Below are 18,942 nucleotides of genomic sequence, written 5' to 3'. Positions count from 1 at the left end.
GAGAAGGCCAGAGCCGCTGCGCAGGAACGCCGACGCGCAATGCGTCGTCCGCTGACCGGGACGACACAAAGACTCTCGATCCGCAATTGAGGCACGAATCGGATCAGAACAGATCGGGCAATACCATGTCGATTCCTCGCGGCGTCCTACGCGTATCCGAGCGGAGCGCACCTGCCCGACGGCGACTAGAGCAAGTGAGTCCCCTGGCGAGTCCGGGGACTGCGTCTTCTGGGAAGGGTGAAGAGAGCGAATATGACCACAGTAGAAGATATTTCGCCCTGGGCTGCAACACCCCAGCCGGACAGGCTGCTTCCACCGAAACGGGTTTCGTGCTCGGTGGATCGCGCCTCGGGATCCGTCAGCTGAGCACGGTCACGGCAACAGCGTTGGGCAGTTCGTCGGCGAGGGCCAATGCGGTGCCGTCGGCGGCCCAGATGCCGGACCCTCCGGTGCTTTCGTAACCGCCGTTGGGGCCTATCGAGTTTGCGATGGCGACCGGAATTTGGTGTTGGGAGGCGATTTTCGCCGCACGCTCCGGCAGCGGCATGAGCGGGCCGTAGTCGACGACGCCAGCGACGTACACGTCGATGCCGAGCGCCACCGTGTCGCTGGCATGGCTCTCGATATAGGTGTCGTAGCAGATCGCAAGGCCAAGCTGCCAGCCGTCCACCGGCAAGACGACGGGACCTGGGCCGACGGCATAGTGATCGACTTCGGTCGGGAATAGGTTGGTCTTGCGATAGGCGACACGCACACCTTTATCGTCGACCGCCAGCATCGCGATGTAGGTGTGGTCGCCCTCACGTACCGGCGCACCCACCAGAGCAATGCTGCCGGACCTCTTGCATGCCGCCACGATCGGTTCGAAACGACTGTCGGCGATATCTATTGGTGTGGCGTCCAATGCGTAGCCGGTGAGCGACAGCTCGGGAAAGACGACTACTCGTGCCCCGGCTGCGTCGATTGCATTCACATGATCGTCTAACCGGGTCTGTACATCCGCGGAAGCGCTCAATTGCGCGACGGCGATTCGCATTATCGCATCATCTCCATGGTCAGTTCAGGCAGCGACGGCCTGCGAAGCAACGTATTGGATTGCGGCTCAACGAGACTGGCGTCGAGCCCCAGTGGTGTGTCAAGCGGTGAGAGCGTGTGTATTCCGCAGTGACGGCGGACGGATCGAGACCCTCGACTTCCTCGTCGTGACTGCCGACACCGTCGGGGCTGCGGCCAGATTGGGGACGATTGCTCGCCGTCTGAAACCTGCCGCCCTCCGGGAGTCGCTCCCACCCCGGTTCGATCCCTGCAACCTCAAAATCTATAGCGCACAAGATGTTTCACTGTCAACGTCGCCGCCTCGATGGGTGTGGCCGACTTGCCGGTGCGCCCCGGTTGTTCATGTGCTGTTCACGGGGATTGTGGTGCGGTTCGGGTTGACGGCCGAAGTTGGACGACTGTACGGTTAGTTCGCATCAAGCATTTGCTTGGTGCGATACGGCCTTGTGTAGCAACGTGTTTGAGCGCAGAGTGCCGTTTCGTGACCGTCGGACATTAGTACTTTGGGGCGTCCGATGGTCACTACTGGAAGTAGATCCATGGGGGATTCATGTCTGACTTGATGCGCTATGCGCTCACTGCGTACCAGCGCGACATCTGGGCTATCGCCGAACTGCATCCCGGTGTGCCCAGCTACCTCTGCTGTGCGGTTTGGCACTTGGCCGAAGATATCGATGTGCCAGAACTGCTGGCGGCAGCGGAGCGCACGTTGAGGCGCAACGACGGATTGCGGATGCGTTATGGAACGCGAGATGGCGTTCCCTATCAGGAATTATCATCCGACTGGGTGCCGCCGGTGCGGTTGGTGGACGTTGCCGATGCTGACGATCCAGAATCCGCAGCGCAGCAGCGCATTCGCGCGCTGACCAACGCGCCCATCGATTTGACCGGGCCGGAGCCGGTGCGCTTCACCGTCATTCGAGCCGGGTCCGCGTCGTACTACCTGGTCACCACGGCGCACCACGTGACCGTCGACGCCACCTCACTGCGCGCCTTCGGAACTGAGCTATTGACCGACTATACGGTGACGAGCACTACGGGAGCCCAGCCTGAACTGCCCGGATCCTCGTTCGTGGAGTGTCTGACCTACGAACAGGAGTATCGAGCCAGCGAACAATATGGTATCGACCGCGACGCCTTTGTGCCCAGGCTGCGCGGGGTGGTCCCGGCGCTGTTCGACCGCCGCCACGGCGTCGAACAACTCGCTCCGATAGTCACCCGCGGGTTCTCCCTGGAACGGGAGCTGGTGAATCGGATTCGAGCCGAGGGGATCTCGCTGTATCCGTATCTCTGCACGATGATCGGCGTATACCTGTCCAGGGTGCTGCGTACGGAGAACGTCATCATCGGCATCCCGCAGAACAACCGCAACAATCCAACCGAACAAGCTGCCGTAGGCCACTTCGCCAATACGCTTCCCCTGCTTATCCGGACTGCTGACTCCCCGACGGTGGCCGACTTGGTCGCAACCGTGAAAGCCGATGTACGCCAGATGAAACGGCATCAGCGCTACCCACTCGGCGACCTGGTGGGCGAGCTGCGCCGCGCCGGAGAGTCGGTTCACCAGCTGTTCGATGTGACTGTCTCGTATCTGCGATTGCCGATTAGTCGCGGCCACATGGTGGGACAGCAAGGCGTGCGGCAGCCACCGGTGTCGACGACTTTCGGCAGTTCCTCCCCGGATGGTCGGCAAGCGTATGGCCCGAATGCGCTGGCATGGACCATCTTGGAACTGGACGAAGAGGGACCGCTGCACATCAGGTTGGACTACGCGGCCGACGTCTTCGACGACGACTACACAATCGAGTCGGTCGTCGCGGGGCTGATTTCGCTGCTGGAGTCAGGCATTTCAGCAATGGATGCCAACCCGGCCGCACTGTCGGTCGTGCCGCCGACCGATTACGACACGTTGATCGACCAAGATCGGGCTACCGATCGTTATTACGACGATCGGACAAGCGTGATCAGCGCGATGGTGGCCCAGGCCGAGCGGACTCCGGAGGCCATCGCGTTGCATGCGACGCCCGAGTTCAACCTGACGTATCGCGAGCTTATCGATCGCGTGTCAGCGCTTTCTGCATTGTTGCGTGGGCGCGGGGTCGGGCTCGGCGATGTGGTGGCAGTCATGCTGGACCGTTCGCCCGACATGATGGTCGCCATCCTGGCCGCGATGCACGCAGGTGCGACGTACGTACCGGTGGACCCTCGCTACCCGGCCGACCGGATCGAGTTCCTACTGGTCGACAGCGCGGCCACCGTGCTGCTCACGGATGCCGCCCAAGTGCAATCGGTGCCGCCGACCGCGGCGTCGGTATTGACACCGGAGGAGTGGACGGCGGACCCGTCGCGGTCTCACGCCTCCTCGACACCGGTGCCCGGAGGCCATGACCTGGCCTACATGATCTATACCTCCGGCTCCACCGGCACGCCGAAAGGTGTTGCCGTCGAGCATCATTCGGTGATCAATCGACTGTCCTGGATGCAGCGCCGCTACCCCTTGCAGCCGACGGACGTGATCTTGCAGAAGACGCCGATCTCCTTCGATGTGTCGGTGTGGGAATTGTTCTGGTGGGCGCTCACGGGTGCTCAGATGGCACTGCTGAAGCCGGGCGGAGAGAAGGATCCGCGCGATATCCTCGCCGCGATTGCGGAATTCGGTGTCACCGTAATGCATTTCGTGCCGTCGATGTTGACCCCTTTCCTGGATGTGTTGGAGTCCGACCCGGCCGCTGTGCTGCGAGCCGACACCCTGCGGACCGTCTTCTGCAGCGGCGAAGCGCTTCTGCCGCACCAGGTCGCACGGTGGAATCGAGTTTTCGCGATCCACGGCGAAGCAGCGCCGCGTCTGATCAATTTGTATGGGCCGACGGAAGCGACCGTCGACGTCTCCTATCACGACTGCCCCAGAGATCCGGGTGTGCCGATCACGCGGGTGCCGATCGGTCGCCCTATCGACAACACGCGGCTGTATGTACTAGATCCCGCCGATCAGCCCCAGCCGGTCGGTGTGCCGGGTGAACTGTGCATCGCGGGCGTCGGTGTCGCGCGCGGGTACCGAAACAGGCCGGAGCTCGACGCGGAGAAGTTCGTCGCGGACCCGTTTCATCCCGGCGAGCGAATGTACCGAACCGGGGACCTGGCGCGCTGGCTGTCCACCGGCGAGTTGGAATACCTGGGCCGGATAGACCGGCAGGTCAAGATCCGGGGCAACCGTGTGGAATTGGGCGAGGTGGAGAACGCACTGGCCGCGCTACCCGAGATCCTTGCCGCCGCCGTCATTGACATCCAATCCCCGACGCGTGGTACATATCTGGCCGCCTACTGTGTATCCACCACGGCCCTGGATCCGCGGCGGCTCAGGGAAACCCTTGCGAAGAAGCTGCCGGAATTCATGATTCCCGCCAGGTTTGTAGGTGTCCCGGAAATTCCTCTGACGCCGAGCGGCAAGGCCGACCGCACGGCATTGGCCGCGACCAGTCTCGATGACGATGACTCCGCTTCTCACGTTGCGCCACAGAGTGCGGTCGAAGAACAGCTGGCCGCGGTGTGGCGGGAGGTGCTCGGCAGGGACTCGGTGTCGGTGATCGACAGCTTCTACGACCTGGGCGGTGACTCCATCCTGCTGCTGCGGGTGCTCGCTCTTTCCGAGGCGCGCGGACTGTTGTTCACGGCACGTGATCTCGCCGAGTCGCCGACCATCTCCGAGCTGGCGGGTCGAGTTCGCGTCGGCGAACTCGCCAGGACGGCAGTGGAGCCGTTCGAACTGGTTGCGGTTATCGACCGCGCCCGGCTCAGCCACGTCGTGGACGCGTATCCGTTGACACGACTGCAACTGGGCATGCTGTTCCACAGTCGTGAGCGGCATGGATCAGCGCTATACCACGATGTTTTCCGCTACTCGGTGCGCATGGACTGGCATGAGCCCGCGATGCGGGCAGCGCTGGCGCACGCCGTGGACCGGCATCCCATGCTGCGCACGTCGTTCGATTTGGCGGGCTATTCGGAGCCCTTGCAGCTCGTCCATACCGACGTGACCCCGCCGTTGACCATTGTCGATCTGCGGTCGGTCGATACGCAGGCCGCAGATACGACGGTCGCCGCTCACGTCGCCCAGCGCCGCACACAGCCTTACCATTTCGAGACGCCGGGCCTGTTCCACCTCGCGGTGTTCCGGCGCGCGGACCGGATCGACCTCGTCTTGTCGTTCCACCACGCCATCCTCGACGGCTGGAGTGTCTCCACACTCGTGTCGGAACTACTGGCCGACTATCGCGCACTGGCTGTAGGCACGGTCGGCGCACCCGAGCCCGAACTCCCGTCGTTCGCGGAATACGTACGCGCAGAGGGTGATTCGCTCAGCGGGCAAGCGGACCGAGAGTATTGGACCACCCTCCTGGCGGGCGCGCTGAGCGGCCGAATCCCGGGTGTGCGCCCGCACGTTCCGGTCGATCCGTCCGCGGATCTCATGTCGCCGGGTGCGCGTGTCACCCGGTCGATTCCAGTTCCACCTGACGTGCAGGCTCGTGTCGAGGAGGTGGCCGCCGATGTCCACCTCCCGCTGAAGACGGTCCTGCTGGCAGCCCACCTGTGCACCATCGGCCTGCTCGCCGGACAAGCGGACATCACGACCGGTGTCGTCACTCATGGCCGTCCAGAGCGGCTCGATGCCGAGCGGATGGTTGGACTTTTCCTGAATACCATGCCGTTCCGCCTGGAAATCGACTCCGCCCGCACGTGGTGGGAGGTGCTGGAACAGGTCTTCGAACAAGAGAAGGACAGCGCACCGCATCGGCGATTCCCGGTATTGGAAATCCAGCGCGACCTGGGCCTGACGATCGATACGGCGTTCAATTACATCCATTTCCACGCATTCGGTGCGACGCTGCAGGCGCTGGACGTGGAGCTGCTCGAAGTCGACATCCGAGAGGAAACCAACTTCGCTCTGTTGATCAATGCCGTGCGTAGCGCATCCGATCACGGGCTATCGCTGCGCCTCGACGCTGACGCCAGCCTCTACACTCACGATCAACTGGATTTGATCGGTGAAACCTACGTGGCGGTCCTGGATCTGCTCACCAGGGATCTGGCCGCACCAGTCGATTTCAGCTCTCTTGCCCCTGCTCCGCAGGAGTTGTCGGGCGCCGAAGCTGGATCACTCGCTCTGCAACAAGTCGAGGCGTCGCTGATACGCTCCGATACCGGGAGCGTGATCGATCTGTTCGGGGCCCGCGCATCCCAATCCCCTGAAGCCGTCGCGATCGAATTCGGCTCGCAGACAGTCACATATGCGGAACTGTTCGAGTCCTGCCAGCGGATCGCGACAGCTTTGGTGGCGCGCGGAGTCCAGGCTGGAGACCGAATTGCGCTGGCGGTGGACCGCTCGCCGGAACAGATCGCCGCGGTCTTGGGGATCGGCATGGCGGGCGCGGCATGTGTACCGCTCGATGTGAGCTACCCACCATCTCGCCTGCACGCCATGCTCGATCAGGCAGCCCCGTTCGCTGTCATCACCGGACCGGAACACAAAGGTCTGGTACCTGCGCGGCACGAGCGATTGACACTGGAAGAGCTCGTGATTCCGTCCAGCTCAGTGGAATTGCCGACGATCGAGCCCGCCCTCGCCGCGTACATCTTGTTCACCTCCGGCTCGACTGGCACACCGAAGGGCGTAGTGATGCCGCATCGGGCGCTGGCGAACCTGATCGCCTGGCAACTGTCGACACCCAGCGGTTGGCTAGCCGAACACGGGCGATCACCGGCTACTACGCAATTCGCCCCGCTGTCGTTCGATGTCTCGTTCCAAGAAATCTATTCGACCCTGTGCGGCGGCGGACGACTGATCCTGCTCACCGAACAGCAGCGACGCGATCTACCCGCACTGCCGGGTCTTCTGAGTGCCACCGATGCCGAGCGCGTATTCCTGCCCTATGTTGCCTTGCAGCAGATGGCCGAAGCTGCGGTACGGCTCGGCTCCGAGCCGACGGCTCTGCGGGTGATCATCTCCTCCGGCGAGCAGCTGCGCGTGACCGATGAGATCCGCGCATTGTGCGCTGCCGGTACCGACGTGATTCTGGAAAACCAATACGGCCCTACAGAAACCCACGTTGCGACGCGCTACAGCATGACTGGCGACCCGAGCCGGTTTCCCGTGCTGCCGCCGATCGGCACCGCAATCGACAATGTCGAGATCCTTGTCCTGGACGAGCGGCTGCGACCGGTTCCGGACGGTGTTCCAGGCGAAATATGCCTCGGCGGTGCCGCGCTCGCGGATGGCTATCTCAACCGCCCGGACCTGACCGATGCGGTCTTCGTACCGCATCCCACCGCACCGGCCGAAAGGCTATATCGCACAGGCGATATCGGTCGGCGGCTTCCTGACGGTGCGGTAGTGAGCGACGGCAGGCGTGGCGGGCAGGCGAAGATCCGCGGTCATCGAGTGGAGCCGATGGAGGTGGAGCTGGCACTGCAACGCGTCACCGGGCCGCTGCCAGGCGTGACCGAGGTGGCCGTGGTGGCACACGACAGCACGGGTGGCTCGAGCGCCCATACCCGGTTGGTGGCTTTCATGGTGGGCTCCCAAGCCGACGTCGACGAGGCGGACATCATTGCGGCACTGCGGGAATGGCTTCCCGAATACATGATTCCTGCCCGCCTTGTCTGGTTGAATGCCTTGCCGTTGACGCCCAGTGGCAAGCGCGCGGACGCCGTGCTGGCCCGAATGGAGCTGCCCGCCATCGAAACCGCCGGGTATGTGCCGCCGCGCACCCCCGTCGAATCGACGGTTGCGGCCCTGATGGCCGAAGCATTGGGTTTGCCTGAAGTCGGTGTGCACGACGACTTCTTCGCGTTGGGCGGAACCTCGCTGACCGCCGTGCGGCTGATCGTCTCGCTGGATCAGCGATTCGGAGTATCGCTCCCGGTCTCGGTGTTGGCTACGGGCCCGACAGTCGCGGCATTGGCGGTGCATCTGGAGGAGCGGCCGGAGATCGGCTTCGATCCCTTGGTGCGTCTGCGCGCGGGTGCCGGTACGCCGCTGTTCCTGGCACCGCCGATCGGCGGCAACGTGCTCTGCTATGTCGAATTGGGCAAACATCTTCCCTTGGGCAGACCGCTCTACGGCCTGCAGGCACCAGGTCTACAGCCGGGAAGCGTCGCATCGACATCGTTGCCGGAGACCGCCGCCATGTATGTGGAGGCCATCCGCCAGATACAGCCGGAGGGCCCCTACCATCTGGGCGGCTGGTCATTGGGCGGCATGATGGCCTTCGAAATGGCGCAACAATTGACCGCAGCCGGTCATGAGGTCGCCACATTGGTGCTGATCGATGCCATGACGGTCCGCAATGGTGACCCCACAATCGTGTCAGAGCGTCGATTGCAGGAGTTCTTCCTCTGGGAGCTGCTGTTGCTGGCACGCGGCACGGAGGCCGCGAGAGTCGAGATCCCCGATGGGCTCGTGGGCGATGATCAGGTCTTCGCTTTCATGCTCGCCACCGCTGTCGATGCAGGAGTGCTTCCGGTGGCCGGTTCCCAGGAGCTGGTGCGACGATTGTACGAAGTGTTCGTCAACAGCTGGCGGGCCTTCGCGAGTTACCGTCCGCAGCCGTACCGGGGCGCGATGACATTGCTTCGGGCGGCAGAGCCGTTGCCGGAGATACTGCGCCTGTCTCACGATCGAGTCGGCACGTTGCATCGCGACCCGAGTAATGGTTGGCAGCCATATGCCGCTGGTCGCCTCGACGTCATCGAGGTGCCGGGCGACCACCTCACCATGATCACCGAGCCCCATGTCGCCGATGTGGCACGCCAGCTCGTCCGCCTTCTCGATACGGCGTCGGCGGTGGCCTCATGAAGCGATTGGATCTCGCTGTACAGCAAGGAGATTCCGTGAATACGGCGGCAAAGTCGGCACTCGTCGTCGGAGCAGGCATCGGCGGTCTCACAGCAGCGGCCGCTCTTCGCCGCGCGGGCATCGAGGTGGTGCTGTGTGAGCGCGCTGCGACATTGCGCGCCGCCGGGTTCGGCCTGTCGTTGCAGCCGAACGCGATGAACGCACTTCGGACCCTCGATCTGGGCATCGACGAAGAACTGCTGCGGGTGGGGGAGCGGGCGCTGTCGGCCAGCTATCGCCGCTCGGACGGTTACGTCTTGCGTCGCGTCGACGCGGTCCTCACGGAAGCCGAACTTGGCGCTCCGGCTGTGGTTTTGGCCCGACCCGACCTGCACGAGGTCCTGTTGGCCCACGCCGGTGAGGATCTGCGGCTCGAGTTGGGCGCAGAGGTGCTGCGATTCGCCGAGACCGCCGACAGTGTCGAGGTGGAGCTGGTGGACGGCCGCACACTGAGCGCCGATGTCCTGATCGGTGCCGACGGCATCAATTCAGCGGTACGCAGCCAGTTGCACGGCGCCCAGCCGCCCCGGTCCGGGGAATTCGTCTGCTGGCTGGCCCTCGCGCAGTTCGACAGTCCCGTGGTGGAGAAGGGCGAGTCGATCCAATATTGGGGTACCGGACAGCGATTCGGCATCAGCGACCTCGGCGACGGTCGAGTCTACTGGTGGGCCACACTCACCACTACCGCGGAGCTGGCGGCGAATTGGCCTCACGGCAAGGACGATCTGCTCGCCAGATTCACCGACTGGGCTCCTGAGATATCCGAGATCATCGCGAGAACACCAGAGCAGGACATCCTGACGCGCCCGGCACAGGATCGGCCCGCGATCGCTGAATGGGGCCGAGGCCGCGTCACATTGCTGGGCGATGCTGCCCACCCGATGCTGCCCAGTCTTGGCCAGGGCGCGAACGCGGCTGTCGAGGACGCGATCGTGCTGGCACATGCACTGGCTACTGAGGACAGTGCTGAAACCGCACTACGTGTCTATGAACGGCGTCGAATTTCACGGGCCACCATGCTGGTTGACGAGTCGCGCTGGCTGGCTCACCTCGAGCAGACCGTCGACCCGGAAGAAGTCGAGGCCCGCAACCGTGCGATGGCGAGTCCCCCGGAGAACGGCGGCAAATCTCGGCTCATCGTCCCGATGACCTGGCCCGGTCTCGGCGATTGGGAATCGGCCACGCTGCCGCGACCGCTGTCTCCTTTGGAACGCTGGCACTGGAGCGCGGATCAGGTTGCGCCGCTTCACATCGTGTCTCGGGTTCGGGTCACCGGTGACCTGGATGCCGATGCTGTCCGTGCAGGGCTGGCAGCGCTGGTTCAGCGGCACCCGATGCTGCGTACCCGGGTGCGCAGCGACGACGGCCGCAACCCGCGGTTCGTGCCCGTCGCCGGGGCGCCGATTCCCTTGCGGGAAGTAACAGCCGGAGACTGGATCGCGGAAGCGGACACAGAATTGCGGGAACGGTTCGCGCCGGACACTCCGCCCCTGCGAGCCACTCTGGTCGGCGCTGCACCAGGTGTGCACGACCTTCTCCTGACGTCTACCTACGCCATCGCTGACGCGGTCACGGTGCTGTCGTTCGCGCGCCAGACGATCGCATTCGCGGCTGCGGGGACGACCGGCTGGGTTCCCGAGATCCCAGCACCACCTGCACCGGAAACATTGCTGCCCAAAGAATTTCAGACCGCCGAGGGCAAACGAGCGGCATTCGACGCTCTAATGGCGGAAGCCGAGAGTGATCGCGAACTGAAGCCGCTGCGGTTGTCCGCGGAGGCCCAGCCAGCCCCCGCACAGCGTTACACCAGACTGGTGCGCCGAGCGCTCGCGGGCAGCGACTACCAGTCACTGCTGAAGGCATGCGACGAACGCGGCGTCTCGCCGCAGAGCGTGGTCGCGGCTGCACTGGCGGCCGCCGCTGCTGCGGACACCGGGGAACCGCAAGCCCACTACGCGGTCATGATCTCCGTGCTGTTCCGGGAACATCTGGCTTCGCCGCTCGAAGACATTCACACCGGTGCGTACCAGGCGATGCTTGCGGTGCCCACCCCGGCCGGGCCGTCGTTGTGGGACGTGGCGGCCGCCTTCGAGTCCGACTACGACTCGCGGGTTGGCCAGCGACGGCATCTGGCGGGCTTGGCGGCATTGGAGCACATGGCCCTCGATACGCCGGACCAGGTGGATCAGGCAGTGGCGCAACTAGATTCGCGTGGATCCGGTTTCCTCTGCATGACCTGTGTCGACACCCGCGAGTTTCCGAGCCGGATCGGCGATTGGGACTGCTCCGATGTCGAATTCGTGTCCGGGATGTCGGTGAGCGGCATGTTGATGCTGACCGTGGAAGTCGGAACTGACGCGCTGTCGTTGAACCTCGGCTATGTCGAAGGCCTGCTATCGGCCAGCCGTGCAGACAAGCTGGTCGCCGCTGTCGCCGCCGCCGTGCGGAATGCGGTGACCACGCACAACAGCGGTGTCGCTGTTGTTGATCAAGAAGGGAACATTGATGTCGACTGACCGTACACGCAGCCCCTGGTGGGTGTTGACCGCGCTGTGCGTGGGCTATTTCATGATCCTGCTGGACATGACCATCGTGGCGGTGGCCAACCCGGCGATCATGACCGGCCTGCACACCGACGTGTCCAAGGTGATCTGGGTGACCAGCGCCTACCTGCTCACCTTTGCGGTGCCGCTGCTCATTACGGGTCGGCTCGGTGACCGGTTCGGTCCGAAATACCTGTTCTTGGGTGGACTGGCCGTGTTCACGCTGGCGTCGTTGTGGTGCGGGCTGGCCGACAGCATCGGCTCGCTGATCGCGGCGCGCGCGGTACAAGGCCTGGGGGCGGCGTTGATCGCGCCGCAGACCATGGCGGTGATCGGCCGCGTATTCCCTTGGGACAAGCGCGGTGCCGCGATGGGTGTGTGGGGCGGTGTCGCGGGCGTCGCTACGCTCGTCGGCCCGATCCTCGGCGGTGTGCTCATCGATAATGGTGGCTGGCAGTGGATCTTCTACGTGAATGTGCCGATCGGTTTGGCCGGGCTTGTCTTGGGCGGGTGGCTGGTTCCGAAGCTGCCGACCAACGGTCATCGCTTCGACGTTCCAGGCGTGTTGTTGGCCGGAATCGGTATGGCGGCGTTGGTGTTCGGCATTCAGCAGGGCAACACCTACCACTGGGCCAGCTGGGTGTGGGGCATGATCGTCGGTGGTCTCGCGGTGCTGGCGCTGTTCTTGTTCTATCAGAGCCGTAACACCGAGGAACCGCTGGTGCCGCTGGGGCTGTTCCGCAATCGAAACTTCGCCATCGGCAACATCGCGACCAGCGCCTTGTCGGTGGGCATGGCCGCGCAGATGGTGCCGTCCTATTTCTATCTGCAGGTGGTGCGGGACTTCTCGCCGACCAAGGCGGCGTTGGTGTTCGCCCCGATGGCCGTTGTGTCCGGTGTGCTGTCTCCGGTGGTCGGCAAGTACTCGGACAAGCTGCCGCCGCGCTATCTACCGACGTTCGGCTTCGTGGTGTTTTCCCTGGGGTTGTGGTGGTTCATCCACCTCGCCACGCCGAATGGATCCATCGCTTGGATCTGTGTCAGTGCGGCGATGCTCGGTGTGGCGGGTGCGTGCATTTGGGCACCGCTGCCCGCGACCGCGCTGCGGAGCCTGCCGCTAGAGCAGATGGGGGCGGCCTCTGGGATTTACAACACCACCCGCCAGGTCGGCTCGGTGCTCGGCAGCGCGGGCATCGGCGCACTTCTCACGGCCCGGATGACCGCGCATTCGCTGCCCACCGGCTCGTCTATTCAGGCTGGGCACCTGCCTGATGCCATCAAGGTGCCCTACGCTGCTGCGTTGACCGACTCGCTGTACCTGACACTCGCGTTGTTGGTGTTCTGCGCTATCTCGACGGTGTTCCTCGTCCCGGTCCAACCCGCAGGCGCGATGGCGTCGGCGGCGGTGAAGGAGGAAGCCAAAGCCGAAGTGGGCTAACCGGATCGCGGTGATCGCGAATCCGAAAGTGGCCCGGAACCCGATGGTTCCGGGCCACTTTCGGTAGTAGCGTGGTTGTCCGTCGTGCGCTGTACCGTTATCTCGACGGTCGCAGGCTCACGACGAACCTGCAGGTTCCTGTGGCCGCGCAGCCCATCACCTGCCGCCGCGCATGAGGTGGAGCCGAGTTTGCGCATCGTTCCTCCCGTCGATTTCACTTCCAGCGGTTGGCACGGTCGTGTTCGAGTTTGTTGGCTATGGGGTTCACCGGCCGTGGATGCGTGCCAGGTGCCGTGGGTAGACGTGCTGACCGTGCAGCTGCCACATCAGCCGCGCCCACACCGATAACTTCGCGAGCATGATGGCTTGCTCGTCGGGAGTGCAGTAAGCGAACATCGCACTCTTGGCATATCGCCTCTGCGCCTTGCTCATTCGCGAAATTCCGCGGGCAGCGTATTCGGTCCATTCGGTGGCAGTGAGATGCTCGGCCACCAGCGGCAGGATCGTTTTCTCCTCGTCGAGCATGTGGGCGTCGGCCGCTTCGGAGAGTTCCGTCAGCAGTTCAGCGGTCGGTTCACACATGGTGAGGTCCGCATCGGCGAGCAGGTCGGTGAGAGCCTGGCGTACGCGAGTGGTGAGTGCGCTGAGTTGGTGATGCTGGTTCTCGACGCGCCCGATCGCCTCGGGCGGTGGGTCGATGCGAGCCCGCAGCAATGGCCAGAGAAGGTCGTCCTCGTCGCGGTCATGATTCTGAAGACCGAGGACCACCGCATACACGTGACCGATCACCAACCGAATTCGCGTGGCGTTGCCCGCTCGCAACTCGCGCACCAGCATGGGGGCTTGCGCGAGCTGTCCACGGTAGTACCGATGCGAAACGATCATGCTGTCGACCGCGGGTCCCTTGTCGGCGGGTTCGGCCATCGCGAACACTCCTCTCGATCGAACGATCAGAAGCAGACCCGAGCCGAGAACTACCCTAGCCGGAGCGATCTTGCAGCAAACATTGTGAGGGGCGGGCTACCTGATGAGTGCATTCGTGTGGGTTCGGCGAATCCGATCTTGTGGGGATTACCGTGGCCGAGTGACCTCAGGTGTGCTCGAGCAGGCATTGACCGACCAACCCGAGCCTCCCCTGCGCCCGCTGCCCGACAGCGCTGCGGCGATCCTTCGGGCGCCGGATGCTCCGCCTCGGCTGGCTGCGCACTTGCGGGCGGTTCACAACGTGGCGTGTCAACTGGTCGATTGGCTGAAGGCCACGTATAGCACGGTGCAGTTCGACGCCGATGCTGTGTTGTTCGGTGCAGCCACCCATGACATCGGGAAGGTTCTCCATCCTGCCGAACTGTCCGGCACTGGTTCAGCGCACGAATCTGCCGGATACCAACTCCTGCTCGACCATGGGGTGTCCGAAAGCGCCGCCCGCTTCGCCCGTACCCATGCCGCATGGACCGAACCCGACATCGGCATGGATGACCTTCTGGTCAGCCTGGCCGACAAGATCTGGAAGGCCAAGCGGATTCCCGAACTCGAAGCACTCATCGTTCAGCGTTTGGTCCAGGTCAGCGGGCAAGAACCTTGGCACGTCTTCATGACCCTCGACGAAGAACTCGACAGGATCGCCGCCGACGCCGATCAACGATTGGCGTTCCAGGCCGCCTACCCGGTCACGACATAGGCTGCACCGCAATAGATCCGCGCTGAATGGGCCAATACCGTGCGTTTTGCCGACTACTTCGACGACGGGCAACGAATCGTCCAGCGCAACGGCATCGCGACCAAGTCCTCGGCTGGATCGAAACCAAGATTGGCCCTGTCGGGACATAGGTCGTTGATCCGTTTTCGCCGGATCGTGCCTGGTTAGGATGCAGCGGTGGCTGACGAACTGCTGGCTGAGGCGCATCGGTTTCTGATATGGGCTCGTGAGAATGGCGCGGACCTGGACGGCACCGACGAAAGTGTCTTCTTCGTTCAGGGTGTCGTCGAGTCGATGTCCACGGACGGTGATGAGGAGCCGTCGCTGCGTGCGGTCAAGCTGCTGGCCTATTCGGTGTATTTGGCGGAGGTGTTGGCAGCGACATGCCCGGGTGTGACCCGGGTTGTCAAGGGTGAGGTTATGCACCTCGAGGACGTCTACGCGGTCCACGAGAACGGCACTGTCGAGTTCACGTTGAACTGGATCCGCAGCTGTCTCGACGACCCCGAAGGCGATAACGTGGTCTTCAAATACGCTGGCGCGCTGCGGGATTTCGGCGAGCGGGACCGTTCTCGGGCGCTGACGGAGATGCTGGAAGCGCTGCGCGAGGAAGCCTGATCCAGCGGGGCAGCCGCATGTTTCGATCGGGTCGGTGCCGAGGCCTGCAAATTCGCCGACCTGACACCTCCATTGTTACGCTCATCGGCATGAGGTGCACCGAAACGGCCGAATTCACCTCTGACCGTCGGCATCCAGCCGAACCGTGCCAAGTCGCACCGGATCGCGTGGGTTGCGGCAAATCCGAGAAATCGCAGACGGGTATCGGGCGGCAGCCCTGAACTGAGCGCGCAGCAGCAGTCCAATGCGTTCCACTCCGCCGCGCTACGAAAACCGACGTACAAGGAAATGCGTCAGTTCAGCTCTACATTCGCTTAGGTGACCAGGTATCGGACATTTCGCGCAGCAAAGCTTGCGGGCCACGCATTCTGGTGGCTGTTCCTCGTCTCGACATTGCTGTCCGGCAACTACGACTGGACGGCGCACCCCGGGCAACCGCGCCGTTACGCGGACTATGTCCCCTCCGACGGATTCGATCCTCTGGGACCGATCCAATTGGCGGCGTTCTGCCTGGTGATCCTCGCGGCGGTCGTCGAAGCGGTGGCCATCCGCCGCCCGATCGCGGGAGTCCTCACCATCGTGATCCCTTTCGTATCAGCGATTCTGATCCACCTGGCGCTGCCACGCGGTTACACCAACGACACTCTCGCCCCGATTCCTGCCTTGGTGCTTATCCTGGCCGCGGTGGCGATTCGAGAGCTTTGGGAACGTGACTTCGCGCCTCGGATGAACTCGAGTTCTTGAAAGCCAACCGGGCTGGGCGATATCGGCACGACTATCCGGAATTGAGGACGTGCTGGCCGAGTCGGACAGCTGTGGGCGTCGGAGGTTAACTGTCGAAGTCGATCAGGTCGTCTACCGCTTTTCTGAGCCAGTCGTAGAAGGAGGGATAGGTGTCGCGGTTTTCCCACCCAGGCTGAGCGAAGTCGTGGACGGTGACAATCTCGGACGATCCGTGCTCCCAGCACGCAACATCGTCGTTGTCGATGCGTGCCGCGAACGGCACAAGTTGCCGGTCGGGGTAGCGCTCGCGCATGCCGTGATATCGCAACTCGAGCACCTTGCCGTGCAGGATGTTCCAAGGCTCGAGGTCCAATAGGCCAAGGTCGACTATCCGTGCGAATTCGTGGGGATAGGTGAACCCCGCGGGCAGGTCTGTCTCGCTCAATAACTCGATCATCGTCAGTTTCCCGTCCATCCCGTAAGAGGTGCACCCTCGGGATATGTATCTAGAAATCGGGCGCTCTGGTTTGCGACACGATTCTCCATGGCCTCGCCCCAAGCCGAGCCGGACCGACTCCCGGTGCACCGTATCGATTCGCTTGTGGCGCAGGGCGGTGCGGCCATCGGTGCGGCCAATGCACGCCGTTGTGGCCGACGTTTCGTGTCCCGTCGGACCGATATGCAGGCACTGGCCAATGTCCGGGATGGGTTGGGCGCCGGTGCCGCCAGTACACCGGCCGTAATCGGAACATCGCGTCTACGCATCGACGGCGAGCGTTCAGCCCGCCGCACAGTGGCCATGCCGATGCCATGCGGGCTCGGCACCTTACACGCAACTCGGCAGGCCAGATGGGTCGGTGGGCCGAGATGATCTCGATCCATTGACCCTCGGCCATCTTAGATCCCTGCGGTGTACACGGACGTGGCGCAATGAATCGCGGTGGAACGGTCTCACACCTGGGGGTGCCTTCGGGTGGGGGTTAGGGGTGCTTTGGGTTGCGGGATTTGTGTTCGTCGAGGGCGGTTTGGAGGGTGGCGTTTAGGGCTTGGGCTTCGGCTAGTTGGTCTTCGAGGATGACGATGCGGCAGGCGCCTTCTAGGGAGTTGCCTGCGTCGATGAGTTCTCGGACTCGGGCGGCGATTCGGAGTTGGTAGCGGGAGTAGCGGCGGTGGCCGCCTTCGGAGCGTTGGGGGGTCAGGAGGCGGGCGGCGTCGAGGGTGCGCAGGAAGGCCTGGGTGACACCGAGGAGTTCCGCGGCGCGGCCCATGCTGTAGGCGGGGAAATCTTCATCGTCGAGTCGGTCCACGCCGCCTGTGGCGGGCGTGGGAGTCATATCCGATTGCTGCACAACACCTCTCAAAGATTTTTCAACGACGGGAGGCCCCGGCGCGGGGTGCGCCGGGGCCTGGAACTTACGTATACGAAAGGGTCGAACTGTTCACCGGCCTCCGAAGGCCGATGGCGTACACCGCACCCGTAACCGCTCGGGTTGCGGACAAGGATTTGGACTACTCAGTGGCCACCACCTCCATGCGTGCACGTCATGTTTGCGAGTTTTCGTCTTGCTGTGCCCCGTCCCCACCGACGGCGGTCGGGCAGCCAGAGGGCCAGCCGGATTCTCGCCTGCCCCGGCGGGGACGGGGGTACCGCATACCAGGCAGTTCAGCTGCCCAGTCACTCGATCTCTCACTTGAACGACAGTGAAATTACACACCCCAAGGCCGAATGTCTAGAGTCGCCACTACAGATTTTTTGACACGCGATAGCCCAGGTCCGCGGCCGGGCGACGGAGTCGTGCCGTCGTGAAGGCGAGCAGTCCGAGGGCGGCGAGTGCGAAGATCGCGTTGCCGATGCGGTCCACATTCGGGGGTGCCGAGAAGCTCGGCCGTTGAAGGAAGCCGTGCCATGCGTAGGTGAGTAGCCCGGCCGCGCCCAGAGCGAGTCGGTGCCACGGTCCCCAGCCCGTAAATCGGGACCAGTGCAGGATGAGCAGCGCCATCGTGGTGTAGAGCGCGAGGTAGCAGCTGACGGTGATCCACGCGGGCACAACGGATTCCAGCTTGATGCCCGCGGCGGCGAGCAGGCTGGGGATCCAGAACGCCAGCCCGGCCGCGAGGGCGATGGCGAAGACGGTCCCCGGACCGGTCGGCGTGCCAGATCGGACTGGGCGGCGGAGTCGAATCGACATGAACGCGGCGATGATCAGGGCGACGGCCGTGATCAGTGTCCCGCTGACCTGGGCGGTCGACAACGGGTAGAGGGCCGAACCTGTCAGGGTGACGGGCACCGCGCCACCCAGTACGAACAGGGCGGCCGAGGCCGTGAGGCCGACCTTGCCCAGCCAGGGTGTGTCCGGTCGATCTGAGCCTGCCTCCACCATCGAGATCGGTACCGCGATGCTCCACACTCCGTGGATGGCCAGGACGAACACGGTCCAGTAGGCACCGATGCCCAGCGCTGGAATGAAGCCATAGTCGAGCAGTCGCAACCCGGCGTAGTCGGGATCGAACAGTGACCGGGTGAGCAGGCCCTCCTCGATCACGGCATAGGACAGCCCGAGCAGGACGATCCCGGGCCATCCGAGCCGCCACCGCCGGGCGACCTCACGGATCAGCAGCGCACCACCGCCGTAGAGCGGAATCAGTCCGATGATCATCGGCAGGGCATTGATGGGCACATTGCCGAGCAAATACTCGCCGATCAGCGGAGCGAGAACCACTAGGCCCAGTGCTGGTCGAACTCGTTTCAGCAGGTGCGATCTCACCGGTGCCGGAGCCTGGGTATTCACGGAAACCTGCCCGGCCTCGCCGCGGTGGAACATATTCATCACAATTGAACGCTACGTTGCTTTCAGAAATTGCGTCAATTGTTTGAATTACATATCCGCAGGTAAAAACAGACAAATTCATGCGTTGACGATGAGGCTGAATGCAATGATCCATTGCATTGTGTGGCACCGAACGCAATAGTGATGTC

Annotated in this window: 11 protein-coding genes; 6 read left to right on the top strand and 5 right to left on the bottom strand. The window is 63.5% G+C overall.

Annotation, left to right across the window (positions count from 1 at the left end):
• Positions 1 to 358 precede the first annotated feature (358 nt).
• Complete coding sequence (locus VMT40_RS25215; RefSeq protein ID WP_326361236.1) at positions 359 to 1,036, bottom strand: carbon-nitrogen hydrolase family protein; 678 nt, start codon at positions 1,034 to 1,036, stop codon at positions 359 to 361.
• A 570-nt stretch (positions 1,037 to 1,606) separates the two neighbouring features.
• On the opposite strand from VMT40_RS25215, the gene VMT40_RS25210 reads away from it, so the two are divergent.
• Genes VMT40_RS25210 through VMT40_RS25200 form a run of 3 tightly spaced genes read left to right on the top strand, consistent with a single transcriptional unit; the run spans position 1,607 to position 12,928 of the window.
• Positions 1,607 to 8,908, top strand: a complete 7,302-nt coding sequence (locus VMT40_RS25210; protein WP_326361234.1) for a non-ribosomal peptide synthetase — start codon at positions 1,607 to 1,609, stop codon at positions 8,906 to 8,908.
• A gap of 35 nt (positions 8,909 to 8,943) precedes the next feature.
• Positions 8,944 to 11,463, top strand: a complete 2,520-nt coding sequence (locus VMT40_RS25205; RefSeq protein WP_326361232.1) for an FAD-dependent monooxygenase — start codon at positions 8,944 to 8,946, stop codon at positions 11,461 to 11,463.
• Positions 11,453 to 12,928, top strand: coding sequence for a DHA2 family efflux MFS transporter permease subunit (locus VMT40_RS25200; protein WP_442790058.1), 1,476 nt, complete (start codon positions 11,453 to 11,455; stop codon positions 12,926 to 12,928). The genes VMT40_RS25205 and VMT40_RS25200 overlap by 11 nt, the downstream gene beginning before the upstream one ends.
• Before the next feature lie 264 nt (positions 12,929 to 13,192).
• On the opposite strand, the gene VMT40_RS25195 is transcribed toward VMT40_RS25200, so the two are convergent.
• Complete coding sequence (locus VMT40_RS25195) at positions 13,193 to 13,852, bottom strand: hemerythrin domain-containing protein (RefSeq protein WP_326361229.1); 660 nt, start codon at positions 13,850 to 13,852, stop codon at positions 13,193 to 13,195.
• Between the two features lie 160 nt (positions 13,853 to 14,012).
• On the opposite strand from VMT40_RS25195, the gene VMT40_RS25190 reads away from it, so the two are divergent.
• The 3 genes from VMT40_RS25190 (at position 14,013) to VMT40_RS25180 (ending at position 15,986) form a co-directional block, all read left to right on the top strand.
• Positions 14,013 to 14,606, top strand: a complete 594-nt coding sequence (locus tag VMT40_RS25190; protein ID WP_326361228.1) for an HD domain-containing protein — start codon at positions 14,013 to 14,015, stop codon at positions 14,604 to 14,606.
• A gap of 195 nt (positions 14,607 to 14,801) precedes the next feature.
• Positions 14,802 to 15,242, top strand: coding sequence for a hypothetical protein (locus VMT40_RS25185; protein ID WP_326361227.1), 441 nt, complete (start codon positions 14,802 to 14,804; stop codon positions 15,240 to 15,242).
• Between the two features lie 318 nt (positions 15,243 to 15,560).
• Positions 15,561 to 15,986 (top strand): hypothetical protein, encoded by a 426-nt coding sequence (locus tag VMT40_RS25180; RefSeq protein WP_326361226.1) that lies wholly within the window; start codon positions 15,561 to 15,563, stop codon positions 15,984 to 15,986.
• An 85-nt stretch (positions 15,987 to 16,071) separates the two neighbouring features.
• Here the strand turns inward: VMT40_RS25180 and VMT40_RS25175 are convergent, their stop codons facing one another.
• The 3 genes from VMT40_RS25175 to VMT40_RS25165 all read right to left on the bottom strand — a co-directional run bounded on the left by VMT40_RS25175 (position 16,072) and on the right by VMT40_RS25165 (position 18,685).
• The gene (locus tag VMT40_RS25175) at positions 16,072 to 16,440 is read right to left on the bottom strand and encodes a hypothetical protein (RefSeq protein WP_326361225.1); all 369 of its coding nucleotides are present in this window, start codon (positions 16,438 to 16,440) and stop codon (positions 16,072 to 16,074) included.
• A 505-nt stretch (positions 16,441 to 16,945) separates the two neighbouring features.
• Entirely contained in the window at positions 16,946 to 17,233 is a 288-nt protein-coding gene (locus VMT40_RS25170) for a MerR family transcriptional regulator (protein WP_326361748.1), read from the bottom strand.
• Positions 17,234 to 17,707: 474 nt separating this feature from the next.
• Positions 17,708 to 18,685, bottom strand: a complete 978-nt coding sequence (locus VMT40_RS25165) for a hypothetical protein (protein ID WP_326361224.1) — start codon at positions 18,683 to 18,685, stop codon at positions 17,708 to 17,710.
• Positions 18,686 to 18,942: the final 257 nt, after the last annotated feature.

The sequence above is a fragment of the Nocardia sp. CDC160 genome, from assembly GCF_035818795.1.
Taxonomy (GTDB): Bacteria; Actinomycetota; Actinomycetes; order Mycobacteriales; family Mycobacteriaceae; genus Nocardia.
Note: the sequence above shows the minus strand (reverse complement) of the source record. Positions and strands in the feature narration are given on the sequence as shown.